This is a genomic window from Pseudomonas sp. WS 5021, from assembly GCF_012985535.1.
Lineage (GTDB): Bacteria > Pseudomonadota > Gammaproteobacteria > Pseudomonadales > Pseudomonadaceae > Aquipseudomonas.
Genome location: NZ_JAAQWP010000001.1, coordinates 155,908 through 171,102, shown reverse-complemented (window position 1 = coordinate 171,102; position 15,195 = coordinate 155,908). Strand labels below are relative to the sequence as shown.

General features: G+C 58.8%; 16 protein-coding genes. 4 read left to right on the top strand and 12 right to left on the bottom strand.

The genetic code is table 11. From position 1 onward, the window contains the following. Nucleotides 1–4: 4 nt before the first annotated feature. The 3 genes from HBO19_RS00805 to kdgD all read right to left on the bottom strand — a co-directional run bounded on the left by HBO19_RS00805 (nt 5) and on the right by kdgD (nt 3,887). Nucleotides 5–1,369 (bottom strand): MFS transporter, encoded by a 1,365-nt coding sequence (locus tag HBO19_RS00805; protein WP_170056729.1) that lies wholly within the window; start codon nt 1,367–1,369, stop codon nt 5–7. Between the two features lie 106 nt (nt 1,370–1,475). Continuing rightward, entirely contained in the window at nt 1,476–2,921 is a 1,446-nt protein-coding gene (locus HBO19_RS00800; RefSeq protein WP_170056728.1) for an aldehyde dehydrogenase family protein, read from the bottom strand. 54 nt (nt 2,922–2,975) lie between these two features. Further along, nucleotides 2,976–3,887: a 5-dehydro-4-deoxyglucarate dehydratase gene (gene kdgD / locus HBO19_RS00795; protein WP_029291893.1), complete on the bottom strand. Its 912-nt coding sequence runs from the start codon at nt 3,885–3,887 to the stop codon at nt 2,976–2,978. Nucleotides 3,888–4,114: 227 nt separating this feature from the next. On the opposite strand from kdgD, the gene HBO19_RS00790 reads away from it, so the two are divergent. Then, on the top strand, nt 4,115–5,272 hold the full coding sequence (locus tag HBO19_RS00790) for a phospholipase (RefSeq protein ID WP_170056727.1): 1,158 nt from the start codon (nt 4,115–4,117) through the stop codon (nt 5,270–5,272). A gap of 192 nt (nt 5,273–5,464) precedes the next feature. Continuing rightward, complete coding sequence (locus tag HBO19_RS00785; protein ID WP_169950937.1) at nt 5,465–5,662, top strand: hypothetical protein; 198 nt, start codon at nt 5,465–5,467, stop codon at nt 5,660–5,662. 24 nt (nt 5,663–5,686) lie between these two features. On the opposite strand, the gene HBO19_RS00780 is transcribed toward HBO19_RS00785, so the two are convergent. The 8 genes from HBO19_RS00780 to rplM form a co-directional block, all read right to left on the bottom strand. Continuing rightward, nucleotides 5,687–6,436, bottom strand: coding sequence for a FadR/GntR family transcriptional regulator (locus HBO19_RS00780; RefSeq protein ID WP_169950939.1), 750 nt, complete (start codon nt 6,434–6,436; stop codon nt 5,687–5,689). A 158-nt stretch (nt 6,437–6,594) separates the two neighbouring features. Further along, on the bottom strand, nt 6,595–7,008 hold the full coding sequence (locus HBO19_RS00775; RefSeq protein WP_057438071.1) for a ClpXP protease specificity-enhancing factor: 414 nt from the start codon (nt 7,006–7,008) through the stop codon (nt 6,595–6,597). Nucleotides 7,009–7,025: 17 nt separating this feature from the next. Continuing rightward, nucleotides 7,026–7,643, bottom strand: a complete 618-nt coding sequence (locus tag HBO19_RS00770) for a glutathione S-transferase N-terminal domain-containing protein (protein ID WP_027604841.1) — start codon at nt 7,641–7,643, stop codon at nt 7,026–7,028. Nucleotides 7,644–7,793: 150 nt separating this feature from the next. Next, nucleotides 7,794–8,573 (bottom strand): cytochrome c1, encoded by a 780-nt coding sequence (locus HBO19_RS00765; protein ID WP_169950943.1) that lies wholly within the window; start codon nt 8,571–8,573, stop codon nt 7,794–7,796. Continuing rightward, on the bottom strand, nt 8,573–9,784 hold the full coding sequence (locus HBO19_RS00760; protein ID WP_003188526.1) for a cytochrome bc complex cytochrome b subunit: 1,212 nt from the start codon (nt 9,782–9,784) through the stop codon (nt 8,573–8,575). The genes HBO19_RS00765 and HBO19_RS00760 overlap by 1 nt, the downstream gene beginning before the upstream one ends. Then, on the bottom strand, nt 9,784–10,377 hold the full coding sequence (petA, locus tag HBO19_RS00755; RefSeq protein ID WP_038443372.1) for a ubiquinol-cytochrome c reductase iron-sulfur subunit: 594 nt from the start codon (nt 10,375–10,377) through the stop codon (nt 9,784–9,786). Before petA ends, HBO19_RS00760 begins: the two co-directional genes overlap by 1 nt. Nucleotides 10,378–10,644: 267 nt before the next feature. Then, entirely contained in the window at nt 10,645–11,037 is a 393-nt protein-coding gene (gene rpsI / locus HBO19_RS00750; RefSeq protein WP_003171743.1) for a 30S ribosomal protein S9, read from the bottom strand. A gap of 14 nt (nt 11,038–11,051) precedes the next feature. Then, nucleotides 11,052–11,480 (bottom strand): 50S ribosomal protein L13, encoded by a 429-nt coding sequence (gene rplM / locus HBO19_RS00745; RefSeq protein ID WP_029291908.1) that lies wholly within the window; start codon nt 11,478–11,480, stop codon nt 11,052–11,054. Nucleotides 11,481–11,728: 248 nt separating this feature from the next. Here rplM and HBO19_RS00740 point away from each other — a divergent pair, with 248 nt between their 5' ends. Beyond that, nucleotides 11,729–12,769: an NADP(H)-dependent aldo-keto reductase gene (locus HBO19_RS00740; protein WP_170056726.1), complete on the top strand. Its 1,041-nt coding sequence runs from the start codon at nt 11,729–11,731 to the stop codon at nt 12,767–12,769. A gap of 97 nt (nt 12,770–12,866) precedes the next feature. Here HBO19_RS00740 and HBO19_RS00735 read toward each other — a convergent pair whose 3' ends face one another. Continuing rightward, nucleotides 12,867–14,003: an acyl-CoA dehydrogenase family protein gene (locus tag HBO19_RS00735; protein ID WP_170056725.1), complete on the bottom strand. Its 1,137-nt coding sequence runs from the start codon at nt 14,001–14,003 to the stop codon at nt 12,867–12,869. A gap of 220 nt (nt 14,004–14,223) precedes the next feature. On the opposite strand from HBO19_RS00735, the gene HBO19_RS00730 reads away from it, so the two are divergent. Continuing rightward, the gene (locus HBO19_RS00730) at nt 14,224–15,144 is read left to right on the top strand and encodes a GlxA family transcriptional regulator (RefSeq protein WP_169951391.1); all 921 of its coding nucleotides are present in this window, start codon (nt 14,224–14,226) and stop codon (nt 15,142–15,144) included. The last annotated feature ends 51 nt before the right edge of the window (nt 15,145–15,195 follow it).

Genomic DNA, 15,195 nt, shown 5'->3' with positions numbered 1-15,195 from the left:
CCCTTCAGGATTGCGCTTGGGAAAGGTTAGTCAATTCAGGGTCTTTGCTCGGTGGCTCGTTGAGCACCACGCGCTTGATCGGGCCGACGATCACCAGGTAGCTGAATACTGCCACCAGCGCATTGGCGCCGACGAACACCAGGGCCCACTTGAACGAACCGGTGGTGCTGATGATGTAGCCGATCACGATAGGCGTGGTGATGGAAGCCAGGTTGCCGAAGGTATTGAACAAGCCGCCGCTGAGGCCAGCGATTTGTTTGGGCGAGGTGTCAGACACCACCGCCCAACCCAGTGCGCCAACGCCTTTACCGAAGAAGGCCAGGGCCATGAAGCCCACGATCATCCACTCCACATCCACATAGTTGCAGGCAATGATGCTGCTGGAGACCAGCAAACCGGCAATGATCGGCGCCTTGCGTGCGAAGGTCAGGGAGTGGCCCTTGCGCAGCAGGTAGTCGGAAATCACCCCGCCCAGCACGCCGCCGATAAAACCGCAGATCGCCGGCAGCGAAGCGATGAAGCCGGCCTTGAGGATGGTCATGCCGCGGTCCTGCACCAGGTACACCGGGAACCAGGTAAGGAAGAAGTAGGTAATGCCGTTGATGCAGTACTGGCCCAGGTACACGCCAAGCATCATGCGGTTGGTCAGCAACTGGCGGATGTAATCCCACTTCGGCCCGTCGGTTTTCTTACCCTTGGCCTTGTCCTGGTCCATATCGACCATCGCCCCATTGGCGGCAATGTGCTTGAACTCAGCCTCATTGATCAGCGGGTGCTCGCGCGGGCTGTAGATCACTTTCAGCCAGATCAGCGAGAACACGATGCCAATCACGCCCATCACGATAAATACGTGCTGCCAGCCGAAGCTGTAGACGATCCACCCCATCAACGGGGCAAATAACACAGTGGCGAAGTACTGCGCCGAGTTGAAGATCGCCGAAGCCGTGCCGCGCTCGGCGGTTGGGAACCAGGCCGCGACTATGCGCGCATTGCCGGGAAAGGATGGCGCTTCGGCCAGGCCGACCAGAAAGCGCAGCATAAACAGCGCAACCACCGCGGTGGAGACGCCGAACTCACCGACATAGCCTTGCAGCACGGTGAACAGCGACCAGGTGAAGATGCTCAGGGCATAGACTTTTTTCGAGCCGAAACGATCGAGCAGCCAGCCGCCGGGAATTTGCCCGGCCACGTAGGCCCAACCGAAAGCAGAGAAGATGTAACCGAGGGTGACGGCGTCGATGCCGAGGTCTTTTTGCAGGCTGGAACCTGCGATGGCGATGGTGGCACGGTCGGCGTAGTTGATCGTGGTCACCAGGAACAGCATGAGCAAGATCAAATAACGGACGTGCGTCGGCTTGGTCGCTTGCATGTAGATGTACTCCCACTAATTATTTTTTTTGCGGGTAATTGTCGTGTTGGTGCTGCGCACTGCTTTTTTGCGGGAGCAGGCAAGCCTGCTCTCACATGTATTGCGTTTACGAACCGATGTAGCTGGTTTTCACCACGGTGTAGAACTCCTGCGCATAGCGACCTTGCTCACGCGACCCGTAGGATGAACCCTTGCGACCCCCGAAGGGAACGTGATAATCCACGCCCGCCGTCGGCAGGTTGACCATCACCATCCCGGCCTGGGAGTGGCGCTTGAAGTGGTTGGCGTACTTGAGCGAGGTGGTGGCAATGCCCGCCGACAGCCCGAACTCGGTGTCGTTGGCCATGGCCAGTGCTGCCTCGTAGTCCGCCACGCGCACCACATTGGCCACCGGGCCGAAGATTTCTTCACGGCTGATGCGCATGGCGGCTTCGCTGTCGGCAAACAGAGTCGGCGCGAGGAAGTAGCCTTGGGTGTCACACGTCACCAGGCCACCACCGCTGACCAGCCGCGCGCCTTCGCCCTGGCCGATGTCGATGTACTTCAGGTCCTGGTCCAACTGGGCCTGGGACACCACCGGGCCAATGTCGGTCCCGGCATGCAGGGCATGGCCAACCTTGATCGACTGCATGCGCTCGGCCACGGCGGCGACGAATTGGTCATGAATCCCGGCGGTCACGATAAAGCGACTGGATGCCGTGCAGCGCTGGCCGGTGGAGTAGAACGCGCTCTGTACCGACAACTCGACAGCCTGCTTGAGGTCGGCATCGTCGAGAATGATCTGCGGGTTCTTGCCGCCCATTTCCAACTGCACCTTGGCCTGGCGCGAAACGCAACTGACCGCGATCTGCCGGCCCACGCCCACGGAACCGGTGAAGCTGATGCCGTCGACCTTCGGGCTATGGACCAGCGCATCGCCCACTACCCGGCCGCTGCCCATCACCAGGTTGAACACACCACTGGGAAAGCCTGCACGGGAGATGATTTCGGCCAGGGCCCAGGCGCAGCCGGGCACCAGGTCTGCCGGCTTGAGCACCACGCAGTTGCCGTAGGCCAGGGCCGGGGCGATTTTCCAGGCGGGGATCGCAATCGGAAAGTTCCACGGGGTGATCAGGCCCACCACGCCCAGGGCTTCGCGCGTGACCTCGACGTTGACCCCCGGGCGTACAGACGGCAGGTAGTCACCGGACAGGCGCAGGCACTCGCCGGCAAAGAATTTAAAGATATTGCCGGCACGGGTCACTTCGCCGATGGCTTCCGGCAGGGTCTTGCCCTCTTCGCGAGCCAGCAGCGTACCGAGCTCTTCGCGGCGCGCGAGGATCTCGCTGCCGACTTTATCCAGGGCGTCATGCCGGGCCTGGATACCGGAGGTCGACCATGCCGGGAACGCCGCGCGGGCGGCGTCGATAGCGGCGTGGACCTGAGCCACGTCGGCTTTGGCGAAATCGCCGATGACATCCGACAGATCCGACGGGTTGATATTGCTTGAGTAGTCAGCACCGGCCACCCACTGGCCACCGATGTAGTTGTCAAAACGCTTGGCTTGGGACACGCATCTTCTCCTTACGCAAAAAGCCGCTGATCACTCAGCGGCTTTATTAATGGGTTACTGCGCGCCTTGCTTGTCGATCAGCGCGGCCAGGGCTTCGTATTCTTCTGGCAACAGATCGGTGAGCGGGGTGCGCACCGGGCCTGCGTCATAGCCGGCGATTTTTGCGCCCGCCTTGACGATGCTTACGGCGTAGCCGGCCTTGCGGTTACGGATGTCCAGGTAAGGCAGGAAGAAGTCGTCGATGATCTTGTCGACGGTGGCGTGATCCTCCCGGGCAATCGCGTGGTAGAAGTCCATTGCGGTCTTAGGAATGAAGTTGAAGACCGCCGAGGAGTACACCGGCACGCCGAGGGCCTTGTAGGCAGCGGCGTAAACCTCTGCGGTCGGCAACCCGCCCAGGTAGCTGAAGCGATCACCGAGGCGACGGCGGATCGACACCATCAGCTCGATATCGCCCAGGCCATCCTTATAGCCAATCAGGTTCGGGCAACGTTCGGCCAGGCGCTCAAGCAGCGGCGCGGTCAGGCGGCAGACGTTGCGGTTGTAGACCACCACGCCGATTTTTACCGACTTGCACACGGCTTCGACGTGGGCGGCAACCCCGTCCTGGCTGGCTTCGGTCAGGTAGTGCGGTAACAGCAGCAGACCCTTGGCCCCCAAGCGCTCGGCTTCCTGGGCGTACTCGATGGCCTGGCGAGTGGAGCCGCCAACACCGGCGAGGATCGGCACGCTGGTGGCGCAGGTATCCACTGCGGTTTTCACCACTTGGGAATATTCACTGGCCGCCAGGGAGAAAAACTCACCGGTGCCGCCCGCTGCGAACAAGGCTGTGGCGCCGTAAGGGGCCAGCCACTCCAGGCGTTTGATATAGCCCGCCTGGTTGAAATCGCCCTGGGCATTGAAATCGGTCACCGGAAAAGACAGCAGACCGTGGGAGAGGATGGACTTCAGTTCTTGTGGATTCATTATTCGAACACCCTGGGTAAAGACTATCGATGAACAGTTGTTGTTAATGTTGTACGTCATCGTACAACTATAAAATCATCCGTCAATGTTATTTCGTCGGCTTGCCAGGGTTTTGCGGTCGGTTATTGAGAGTGCCTTGACGTAGGAAATTATTCCTCTATGCTTGCGACAACTGTATATACATACAGTTATCAAGGAAGATTCATACGACATAGCAAGGAGCTAACATGTCAGAACTAAAGTCGATCAACACCGAAAACTCTATCCCCGCCCTACGCTTCGAAGGCGGCGAGCACACCGCCATTGGCGACGAGACCCTGCTGCGTTTTGTCCCGGGCAAGCCAGCAATTGCTGGGGCAAAAGTCCAACTGCACCTGCCCAACGGCCTGGCGCTGACCTATGGCCAGATCATTGCCCTGGGCGGAGATTTCTACGGGATTCCCGGCCAGCCCATCAGTGACGGTGCGTCACCCACCGAGCGTGTGCAGCGTTTCATCGCCGCGTTTAACTCGCTGGCAACTTTGCCGGCGTCACGGGAGGAAGCGGGCAAAATCCTCGCAGTCATGCAAAAAGAGATCAACGCAGTGAAGCAGGCCATACAGGATGGCAAGCAACCCCATGAGGCCTACGATGCGCTAGGAGATACGTTGTCCGAAGAGTGGAACCGCATCACTGGCGGTGGCAGCGTGGTTTCAGCCATGGTTCCCCTGGGGCGCTACCTGAAGCTGGCGGCCGATAATGCCGACCATTTCGGCGAATGGGCGCTGTCTGCCTACCTAGCTGGGCATACCGCCGCCCTGCAACAAGCGGTCGTGGCCCACCAAAGCGGCAGTGGCCAGCAATTGGAACTGGCTTACGCCATGAACAGCTTTGCTGATCACTTCTTGACCGACCTGTTTTCCGCAGGGCACCTGCGCGTCCCACGCAAACAACTGGCGGCCGTGGTGACACCGGGTGAACTGGGGTCGTTGATCAGCCGCTTTATGCACGATGAAGACAGCAAGTTCGGGCTCAATGTACGCAATGCCCTGGGCGATGAGTGGCATGCCTATGGCGACAAACGCTATTTCGATAGCAATGACGCCGCCAACCGCACCCAGGTCAAGCGTGCAGTGCAGTCTTCGGCCGATGAGATCTTCGACGCGTACATCAGCGGTATCGCGCCCTCCCCGGCCACGTTCAAGGCACCGCTGCACGTGCCGGACCTGAATGCGGCGAACAACCCGGCGAACAACTTTTCGCCACTGTTCAAGGCTGAGGGCGACAAGGTGTTGCGGCGCAAGGACGTCAACAACCTGAACGACAAGCAATGGACCAATGATTGGTGGGGGTGGAGTACGTATTTGTTGCTTAAGGATTACAAGCCAAACAAGCCGCAGCCTTGAGGTAGCCATAGTTCCCCTGTGGGCGGATGACTCGCACACAGGGGACCGTTCGTCGTCACTGTGAATTCTGACAGTATCGGCGACGGGCTCGCTGCCCCTAGATTGGGTGCGACCGCCGGGTTACCTCAGCACATGCAGCAGGTGCAGTCACCTTGGAGGCCCTTTACTCATCCACAACCAGTGAGGCACACCATGGCTACCGAAAAAAAATGCACATTTAAATCCAAATCCAATAATTCCAAGGCATCCACGCAGAACATCGATCCTGTGGACCTACCCAATATTGGTGACACCATTCAACTTGACGGTGACCCGCCGGCCCTGGTCCTAGGCAAGAACTTCCATATCAACAATGGTGAAGTTACCCAAATCGACTTTTTCTTGGCGTGACATGCCTTCCTGGCAGGCATCGAATTATCCGCGCTGCGCCTGCGCCTCTTCATGAGCCTGGCGCAGCCGCTCTCGACTATTAGTCAAATGCAATCTCATCGCCGCCCGCGCCGCATCCGAATCCTGGCGGGCAATCGCCTCATAAATCTCTTCGTGCTCACGGCTCAGGCGGCTCATGTAGTGCTGCTGGTCGTCATGGGCCAGGCGCGCTGAGTTCAGACGGGTGCGCGGGATAATGCTGGTGCCCAGGTGGGTCATGATGTCGGTGAAGTAGCGGTTGCCGGTGGACAAGGCAATCTGCAGATGGAACTGGAAGTCCGAGGCCACTGCATCGCTGGCGTGCGCCGCACTTTCATTCAACGCATCGAGGGCTGCGCGCATTGCTGCCAGCTGTTCGTCATTGCGACGCTGGGCCGCGAGGCCGGCGGACTCTACTTCCAGGCTGATGCGCAACTCGAGGATCGCCAGTACATCACGCAGCGTGACCACGGTCGCCGGATCAATGCGAAACCCGCTGGGGCTCGGCGTATCCAGCACAAAGGTGCCGATGCCATGCCGGGTTTCCACCTGCCCAGCTGCCTGCAGCCGCGAGATTGCCTCGCGCACCACCGTGCGGCTGACCCCATGGGCTTCCATGATCGCTGACTCGGTGGGCAGCTTGTCGCCACGCTTGAGCTGACCATCGCGGATCTGCTCGGACAACACCGTGACCAGTTCCTGGGCAAGGCTACGGCGCTTGCGGGGAAGACGCGGGGCTGTGCTGGGGTTTTCCATGGGCAGGCAACTATCTCGATGATTCAAAGGGGCATCATAGCCCAAGCGGGTTGTACGATCACCGCTCTGGATGATTTGCCCAAAGCTTATCGCGCGCAAAAAAATGCCCCAGCCTAAGCCGGGGCACTTTCAACACATGCCCGCAGGCGCATGTTTTGTCACTTCACCACTTTCAAGCTCGGCCGGCCGCTAGGGCGCGGTGGCTCGGAATCAGGTGGCGGCAGATCATCTTCAATTTCAATCGCTTCGTCGTCTTCAAGGGACGACTCCAGATCAAACACCATGCCCTGGCCATTTTCCCGGGCATAAATCCCCAGGATCGCGCCGATGGGCACATAGAGCGTATGGGGTACCCCACCAAAACGCCCTTCAAAGCTGACCGCTTCATTGTCCATGTGCAGTTGGCGTACGGCACTGGGCGAAACGTTCAGGACAATCTGTCCGTCACTGGCAAAACCTTGTGGTACCTGCACCGCAGGAAACTCGGAATTGACCAGCATGTGCGGGGTGCAATCGTTGTCCACAATCCACTCGTAGAGCGCGCGGACCAGGTAAGGTCGACTGGAGTTCATCAACGGCTCCTTAAGCCTTAGCGCATATCACGTTCGACGCCAGACAGACTTGCCTGGAAAGCCTCACGCGCAAACTGGCGCTCCATGTAATCAAGCAGCGGCTTGGCAGGCCGCGGCAGTTCAATGCCCAGAATCGGCAAACGCCAGAGTATGGGTAATAGGCAGCAATCCACCAGGCTTTGTTCCTCACTGAGGAAAAAAGGTTTGTCGGCGAACAGCGGCGAAACCCCGGTCAGGCTCTCGCGCAATTCCTTGCGCGCCTGCACACGGGCAGCTTCTTTGCTGCGTGTATCCAGAATCAGATCCACCAGCCCGCACCAGTCACGCTGGATCCGATGGATCAGCAGGCGGCTGTTGGCACGCGCCACCGGATACACCGGCAGCAAAGGTGGATGGGGGTAACGCTCATCCAGATATTCCATCACCACGGTTGACTCCCACAACGCCAGGTCACGATCGACCAGGGTGGGCAAGCTGCCGTAAGGGTTCACTTCGATCAGTTTCGGCGGATGACGACCCACCTCCACACTGATGATCTCGGCGCTGACACCCTTCTCTGCGAGTACGATGCGTACTCGGTGGGAATAGTGGTCGGCGGGGTCGGAGTAACAGGCCAACCGGTTGGTCACGCCCATGGCGGTCCTCCTCGCTTGTTGAAATTATCGAAAGCTCAAAAACGAGCGCGCCCAGAAAGCATCTCTCGTAACACCTGGATCAACCAGAGCGTTACCCGTTCAGAGACGTCGCTGGGCGCGCAAGATTAACAGCAATTGCCTAAGGTTGGATCAATGCACATCCTTCCAGTATTCACGCTTGAGTAAATAAGCGAATACGAAGAAGAAAGCCAGGTACAGCAACACATAGGTACCGATGCGTTGATGCTCCAGTTTGACCGGGTTGGCGGAGTACGCCAGGAAGGTCACCAGGTTCTTGACCTTCTCGTCGAACTGCTCCTCGTTCAGCGCACCGCTCTTGGGCACGATGGTCAGTTGATCACAGGCCTCATGGGTCAACGGCGTGCCGGTCAGCGGGTCATATTGCTTCTTGCCGTTTTCCACGACTTGAACCTGCTTGCATCCTACCACCTGGCGCCCTTGCAGGCCGACCAGCACGTTAGGCATACCGACGTTCGGGAAGACCTTGTTGTTCACGCCCCAGGGACGTGTAGGGTCTTCGTAGAACGATTTCAGGTAGCCGTACAGCCAGTCGGTGCCACGTACGCGCGCTACCAGGGTCAGGTCGGGCGGCGCAGCCCCGAACCAGGCCTTGGCGTCGGCCGGTTGCATGCCGATGTTCATGTGGTCGCCAATCTTGGCACCGGTGAACACCAGGTTCTTGAGCATCAGCTCATGGGGGATACCCAGGTCATCGGCAACCCGCTCGTAACGCTGGAACTTGGCACTGTGGCAGCCCATGCAGTAGTTGGCGAACGTACGGGCGCCGTCTTGCATGGCGGCCTTGTCAGAAACGTCGATGTCGACTTTTTCCAGCTCTGCGCCGTGCTCGGCCGCGAAGGCCAATACCGGCAGGGCAGCAAGAATCAATGCAGCGAATAATTTTTTCATCAGCCAGTCACCCTTTCCGGAACCGGTTTTGTCTTCTCGAGCCGGGTGTAGAACGGCATCAGAATGAAGTAGGCGAAGTACAGGAAGGTGCAGACCTGCGACAGCAACGTGCGCTCTGGGGTCGGCGCCAGTACGCCCAACACACCCAGGATCACGAACGAAATGCAGAACACCCACAGCCAGATCTTGCTCAGCCACCCCTTGTAGCGCATGGACTTGACCGGGCTACGGTCGAGCCATGGCAACACGAATAGCACGGCAATGGCCGCACCCATGGCGATCACGCCCATGAGCTTGTCGGGGATTGCCCGCAAAATGGCGTAGAACGGCGTGAAGTACCAGACCGGGGCAATGTGTTCCGGGGTCTTGAATGCGTTGGCCTGTTCGAAGTTCGGCTTTTCGAGGAAATAGCCGCCCATTTCCGGGAAGAAGAACACAATCGAGCAGAACACGAACAGGAACACCACTACGCCGACGATATCTTTCACGGTGTAGTAAGGGTGGAATGGAATGCCGTCCAGCGGAATGCCGTTCTCGTCCTTGTGCTTCTTGATATCCACGCCGTCCGGGTTGTTCGAACCCACTTCGTGCAGCGCCAGGATGTGCAGCACCACCAGGCCGAGAATCACGATCGGCAAGGCCACCACATGCAGGGCAAAGAAGCGGTTCAGGGTAATCCCGGAGATCAGGTAGTCACCACGGATCCACTGGGTCAGGTCGTTACCGATGACCGGAATCGCACCAAACAGCGAGATGATCACCTGGGCGCCCCAGTAGGACATCTGGCCCCACGGCAGCAGGTAGCCCATGAAGGCCTCTGCCATCAGCGCCAGGTAGATCAGCATGCCGAACACCCATACCAGCTCACGCGGCTTCTGGTACGAGCCGTAGAGCAAGCCACGGAACATGTGCAGATAGACCACGATAAAGAACGCCGAAGCGCCGGTGGAGTGCAGCAGGCGCAGGATCGAGCCGTACTCGACGTCGCGCATGATGTATTCGACGGAGGCAAACGCTTCTTCCGCCGACGGGGTGTAGCTCATGGTCAGCCAGACACCGGTAACGATCTGGTTGACCAGTACCAGCAATGCCAGGGAACCAAAGAAGTAGAAGAAGTTGAAGTTCTTCGGCGCGTAATACTTGCTGAGATGGTCTTCCCACATTTTGGTAGCGGGGAAGCGCGCATCCACCCAATCCATGAACTTGCTCATTACGCGCTCTCCTTATCGACACCAATGACAATAACGTCGTCAGATTCGTAGTTGTGCGGCGGAACCGGCAGGTTCAACGGAGCAGGCTGGGACTTGTAGACGCGACCGGCCAGGTCGTAGTGGGAACCGTGGCAAGGGCAGAAATAGCCACCGACCCAGTCCTTGCCCAGGTCCACTGGCGCGACTTCCGGGCGGAAGGTCGGCGAGCAACCCAGGTGCGTGCAAAGACCGACCAGCAACAGAATCTCTGGCTTGATCGAACGCACTTCGTTTTGGGCGTAGGCGGGTTGGTCGGAATTCTTGGACTCGGGGTCAGACAACTGGCCCTCGATCTTCTTCAGATTCCCCAGGATTTCCTCGGTACGACGAACGATGAATACTGGCTGGCCGCGCCATTCAGCAATCATCTGCTGGCCTGGCTCGATCTTGCTGACATTCACCTTCACCGGTGCACCTGCGGCTTTCGCCTTGGCACTGGGAAACCATGACCCCACGAACGGGACCGCAGCCCCCACCGCTCCTGCAGCACCCACCACGGATGTGGCTGCTACCAAGAAGCGACGCCGGCCTGCATTCACGCCGTCATTGCTCATTCAGTCCTCTCCCATCAGCTTTTTGGCCTGTTAAATCAGGCGTCTACTAAGTATTAAATCTGAACTTATAAAAATTTTGCCGAATGGTAATGAAAAGCCCCACCTCTGACAAGGTAATTACCCGCAGCCTAGCTTCCAGGCCTTGTAGTATAGGGGGTCTACGGATGTGGCAAGTTGTCACACAGAAAAAACCCGCATAAAACGCGGGCAATAAAAAACGCCCAGCTCCGTGAGGAGGCTGGGCGTTTTTGTGGAACGTAAAGCGAATTAACGCTTCGAGTACTGCGGACGCTTACGCGCTTTACGCAGACCGACTTTCTTACGTTCAACTTCACGGGCATCGCGAGTCACGAAGCCAGCTTTGCGCAGAGCGCCGCGCAGGGTTTCGTCGTACTGCATCAGAGCGCGAGTGATACCGTGGCGGATTGCGCCAGCTTGACCACTTACACCGCCACCGATAACGGTGACGTAGATGTCGAACTTTTCAACGGTCTCGGTCAGTTCCAGCGGCTGACGAACTACCATGCGGGCAGTTTCGCGGCCGAAGAAGTTGTCCAGAGTGCGGTTGTTGATCGAGATGTTACCAGTGCCCGGACGCAGGAAAACGCGTGCGGTTGCGGTTTTGCGACGGCCAGTGCCGTAATTTTGAGTCGCCGACATAATGAACTATTCCGTTAAAACTTCAGTTCTTGGGGCTGCTGAGCAGCATGAGGGTGAGCAGCGCCCGCATAGACTTTCAGCTTGCGATACATGTCGCGACCCAGTGGGCCCTTCGGCAGCATACCTTTAACCGCGATCTCGATCGGGGCTTCAGGCTTCTTGGCAATCAGGCCTTCGAAGTTCGAAGACTTGATACCGCCTGGGAAACCGGAGTGACGGTAGTACATTTTGTCGCTTGCTTTGTTGCCGGTTACACGAACCTGCTCAGCGTTGATGATCACGATGTAGTCACCGGTATCGACGTGAGGGGTGTACTCAGGCTTGTGCTTGCCACGCAGACGGCTGGCGACTTCAGTGGCCAGACGACCCAGGGTCTGACCAGCGGCGTCGACGACAAACCAGTCGCGCTGAACTGTTTCCGGTTTTGCAGTAAAAGTTGTCATTCTTTAATAGCCTCAGGGGCCGCCCTGTAAATTAGACGGCGGATCTTACTGAATAGTGCGTACTTTGACAAGTCAAAGGCAGCCGGATACAGACGCTATCGGGGGCTCGGGTCAGCGCGTCCGTTCAACGGCAAGATTCTTCGGCAGGCGGCGCATCACTTCCACTGCAGAAAGAGGTGGGCAATTATGCAGATTGCGAAAAAAAATTCAACCTGCTTTTATGATTGTTTTCCCCAAAGGAGTACCCGATGGATTATCGAAAGCTGGGCCGGACCGATCTGAACGTAAGCGCGATCTGTCTCGGGACCATGACCTGGGGCGAGCAGAACACCGAGGCAGAGGCCTTCGCCCAGATTGAGCGGGCCAAAGGCGCAGGGATCAACTTCCTCGATACCGCAGAAATGTACCCGGTGCCGCCCAAGGCCGACACCTACGCCACCACCGAGCGCTACATCGGCAATTACTTCAAGAGCCGTGGCGACCGCGCCGACTGGATCCTCGCCAGCAAGATCGCCGGGCCCGGCAACACCATCGACTACATCCGCGACGGCAAGCTCAAGCACAACCGCAAACACATCGTCGACGCCCTGGACGCCAGCCTCAAGCGCCTGCAGACCGACTGGATCGACCTGTACCAGTTGCACTGGCCGGAACGCAGCACCAACTTCTTCGGCCAACTGAGCTACAAGCACCAGGAAGAACCCAACCTGACGCCACTTGAAGAAACCCTCGAAGCCCTCGACGAGCAGGTCAAGGCCGGCAAGATCCGCCATATCGGCCTGTCCAATGAAACGCCGTGGGGCACCATGAAGTTCCTGGCCCTGGCCGAGGCCCGTGGCTGGACCCGCGCGGTGTCGATCCAGAACCCCTACAACCTGCTCAACCGCAGCTTTGAGGTGGGCCTGGCGGAGATTGCCATCCGTGAACAATGTGGCTTGCTGGCGTACTCGCCGTTGGCGTTCGGCATGCTCAGCGGCAAGTACGAAGGCGGCGCACGGCCGGCCAAGGGCCGCTTGAGCCTGTACAGCCGCTTCAGCCGCTACTTCAACCCGCAATCGGAAGCTGCGTGCAGCCGCTATGTGGCCCTGGCCCGCGAGCACGGCCTGGACCCGGCGCAGATGGCCCTGGCGTTTGTGACGCAACAGCCGTTTGTGACCAGCAATATCATTGGGGCGACGACGCTTGCGCAGTTGGACAGCAACATCGCCAGTGCTGACCTGAAGCTGTCGAAAGAGGTGCTGGAGGGGATCGAGGCGATTCAGAAGGATCATCCCAATCCTGCGCCTTGATTGATCTCTAGAACGCCATCGCCGGCAAGCCGGCTCCTACATTTGGAACCCATTCCCCTGTAGGAGCCGGCTTGCCGGCGATAGCAGCACCAACGATTCAAAGCGCCCGCGCAATGATCTCCTTCATGATTTCATTGGTCCCCGCATAAATACGCTGCACCCGCGCATCCGCCCAGGCCCGGGCAATCGGGTATTCCCACATGTAACCGTAGCCGCCGTGTAACTGCACGCACTCGTCGAGCACCTTGCATTGCAAGTCAGTGGTCCAGTATTTGGCCATCGCCGCCGTCGGCACATCCAGCTTGCCTTGCAGATGCTGTTCCAGGCACTTGTCGACGAATACCCGGCCGATCTGCACCTCGGTGGCAATCTCCGCCAGCTTGAAGCGGGTGTTCTGGAAGTCAGCAATCACCTTGCCAAACGCCTTGCGCTCGCGGGTGTAGTCCAGGGTCCATTGCAACGCCGCTTCGGCCGAGGCCAGGGCGCCAATCGCCACGGTCAGGCGCTCCTGGGGCAGTTCCTGCATCAGGTAGGCAAAACCCATCCCCGCCTGGCCCAGCAGGTTCTCCTTGGGCACCCGCACGTCCTGGAAGAACAGCTCGGAGGTGTCCTGGGCCTTCATCCCCACCTTCTCCAGACGCTTGCCCTTGTCAAAGCCCGGCGTATCGGCCTCCACCAGAAACAGGCTGGTGCCCTTGGCGCCGGCCTTGGGGTCGGTCTTGGCGACCACGATCACCAGGTCCGCCAGGAAACCATTGGTAATAAAAGTCTTGGAGCCGTTGATCACATACTCATCGCCATCCAGCACGGCTGTGGTCTTGACCCCTTGCAGGTCCGACCCGGCGCCCGGCTCGGTCATGGCAATGGCCGTGACCATCTCCCCGGAAACGAGCTTGGGCAGGTACTTGTGCTTCAGCGCCTCACTGCCGTAATGCAGGATGTACGGCGCAACAATGTCCGAGTGCAGGGAGAAGCCAATCCCGGTCAGGCCCAGACGGCCGATCTCTTCGATCACCACGGTGCTGTAGAGAAAGTCCGCGCCCAGGCCTCCGTATTCTTCCGGCAGGTGGGAGCAGAGCATCCCCGCCTCCCCCGCCTTGCTCCACAGGGCGCGATCAATATGGCCCTGCTTCTCCCATTGCGCATGGAACGGCACCGCGTCTTTTTCGAGGAAGGTGCGCACGCTCTGGCGGAAGAGTTCGTGCTCGGAGCTGAACAAGGTTCTGGGAATCATGAGTCACCTGCGTCGATTGTCAGACAAAAACAAGATCACAGAGCCTAAGCTGCACGGACGTCACGGGACACTGGACACATGCGACAAAAAATAAGACGATCCAGCCGTTAGTTGACCACTTTCCCCTATAAGAATAATCGAAATTATGTCTATCCTCGTCTCCACGCCCTTGCGGCGCGTCAGCATTTTGGCCATTGATCGGGTGTTTGCTTCTACCCTCATGCAAGCCAAGGATTTCTTCCACCTCGCCAGCCTGCGTTACGGCAAACAACAGGGCCTGGGCCTCACGCCGGCCTTTGAAACCCGCCTGGTAAGCCCCGACGGGCAATCGGTATGCAGCTTCAGCGATGTGATCATGCCGGTGGACGGTGGCCTGGAAAACGCCGACATCATTGTGCTGCCGGCGTTCTGGGACGACTTCGACGCCCTGAGCAGACGTTACCCGCAGATCCTGCCATGGCTGCGCGAGCAGCATGCCCGGGGGGCGGTGCTATGCGGTGAGGCCACCGGGGTGTTCTGGCTCGCCGAAGCCGGCCTGCTCGATGGCAAGGAGGCGACCACCTACTGGCGCTTCTTCAACGCCTTCAGCGAACGCTTCCCCAAGGTCCAGCTCAATCAGGACAAGCATCTGACCGACGCCGACAACCTGTACTGCGCCGGCGGCACCACGTCGGCCTGCGATCTGTATATCTATCTGATCGAGCGTTTCTGCGGCGCCAACATCGCCCAGGCCGTGGCCCGCGACATTCTCTACGAAGTGCAGCGCAACTACGCGCCGGGGCGCATCGGTTTTGGCGGGCAGAAGCTGCACCAGGACGTAATCATCCTGCAGATCCAGCATTGGCTTGAGGAGCACTTCGCCGACAAATTCCGCTTTGAAGACGTGGCCCGCGAACACGGCATGAGCATCCGCAACTTTATGCGAAGGTTCCAGACGGCTACCGGCGACAAGCCGTTGCATTACCTGCAACGGCTGCGGATCGAGACGGCCAAGGGCTTGCTGTCGGGCAGCCGCAAGAGCATCAAGACCATCAGCTATGAGGTGGGGTATGACGATGCGAGCTTCTTTGCGCGGCTGTTCAGGCAGCACACGGAGTTGTCGCCGAACCAGTATCGCCAGCAATTCCAGCAGGCCGCCTGAGTAAGGCCACATGCAATCGACTGTGGGAGCTGGCTTGCCTGCGATGGCGGC

Excerpts from the sequence above, each read along its gene's own strand:
- HBO19_RS00760 (WP_003188526.1), bottom strand. The coding sequence starts at position 9,784 with ATGAGCAAGTTCATGGATTGGGTGGATGCGCGCTTCCCCGCTACCAAA.
- HBO19_RS00765 (WP_169950943.1), bottom strand. The coding sequence starts at position 8,573 with ATGAAAAAATTATTCGCTGCATTGATTCTTGCTGCCCTGCCGGTATTG.
- HBO19_RS00775 (WP_057438071.1), bottom strand. The coding sequence starts at position 7,008 with ATGAACTCCAGTCGACCTTACCTGGTCCGCGCGCTCTACGAGTGGATT.
- HBO19_RS00740 (WP_170056726.1), top strand. The coding sequence starts at position 11,729 with ATGGATTATCGAAAGCTGGGCCGGACCGATCTGAACGTAAGCGCGATC.
- HBO19_RS00790 (WP_170056727.1), top strand. The coding sequence starts at position 4,115 with ATGTCAGAACTAAAGTCGATCAACACCGAAAACTCTATCCCCGCCCTA.
- HBO19_RS00735 (WP_170056725.1), bottom strand. The coding sequence starts at position 14,003 with ATGATTCCCAGAACCTTGTTCAGCTCCGAGCACGAACTCTTCCGCCAG.
- petA (WP_038443372.1), bottom strand. The coding sequence starts at position 10,377 with ATGAGCAATGACGGCGTGAATGCAGGCCGGCGTCGCTTCTTGGTAGCA.
- HBO19_RS00730 (WP_169951391.1), top strand. The coding sequence starts at position 14,224 with ATGCAAGCCAAGGATTTCTTCCACCTCGCCAGCCTGCGTTACGGCAAA.
- HBO19_RS00785 (WP_169950937.1), top strand. The coding sequence starts at position 5,465 with ATGGCTACCGAAAAAAAATGCACATTTAAATCCAAATCCAATAATTCC.
- kdgD (WP_029291893.1), bottom strand. The coding sequence starts at position 3,887 with ATGAATCCACAAGAACTGAAGTCCATCCTCTCCCACGGTCTGCTGTCT.
- HBO19_RS00805 (WP_170056729.1), bottom strand. The coding sequence starts at position 1,369 with ATGCAAGCGACCAAGCCGACGCACGTCCGTTATTTGATCTTGCTCATG.
- rplM (WP_029291908.1), bottom strand. The coding sequence starts at position 11,480 with ATGACAACTTTTACTGCAAAACCGGAAACAGTTCAGCGCGACTGGTTT.
- rpsI (WP_003171743.1), bottom strand. The coding sequence starts at position 11,037 with ATGTCGGCGACTCAAAATTACGGCACTGGCCGTCGCAAAACCGCAACC.
- HBO19_RS00770 (WP_027604841.1), bottom strand. The coding sequence starts at position 7,643 with ATGGGCGTGACCAACCGGTTGGCCTGTTACTCCGACCCCGCCGACCAC.
- HBO19_RS00780 (WP_169950939.1), bottom strand. The coding sequence starts at position 6,436 with ATGGAAAACCCCAGCACAGCCCCGCGTCTTCCCCGCAAGCGCCGTAGC.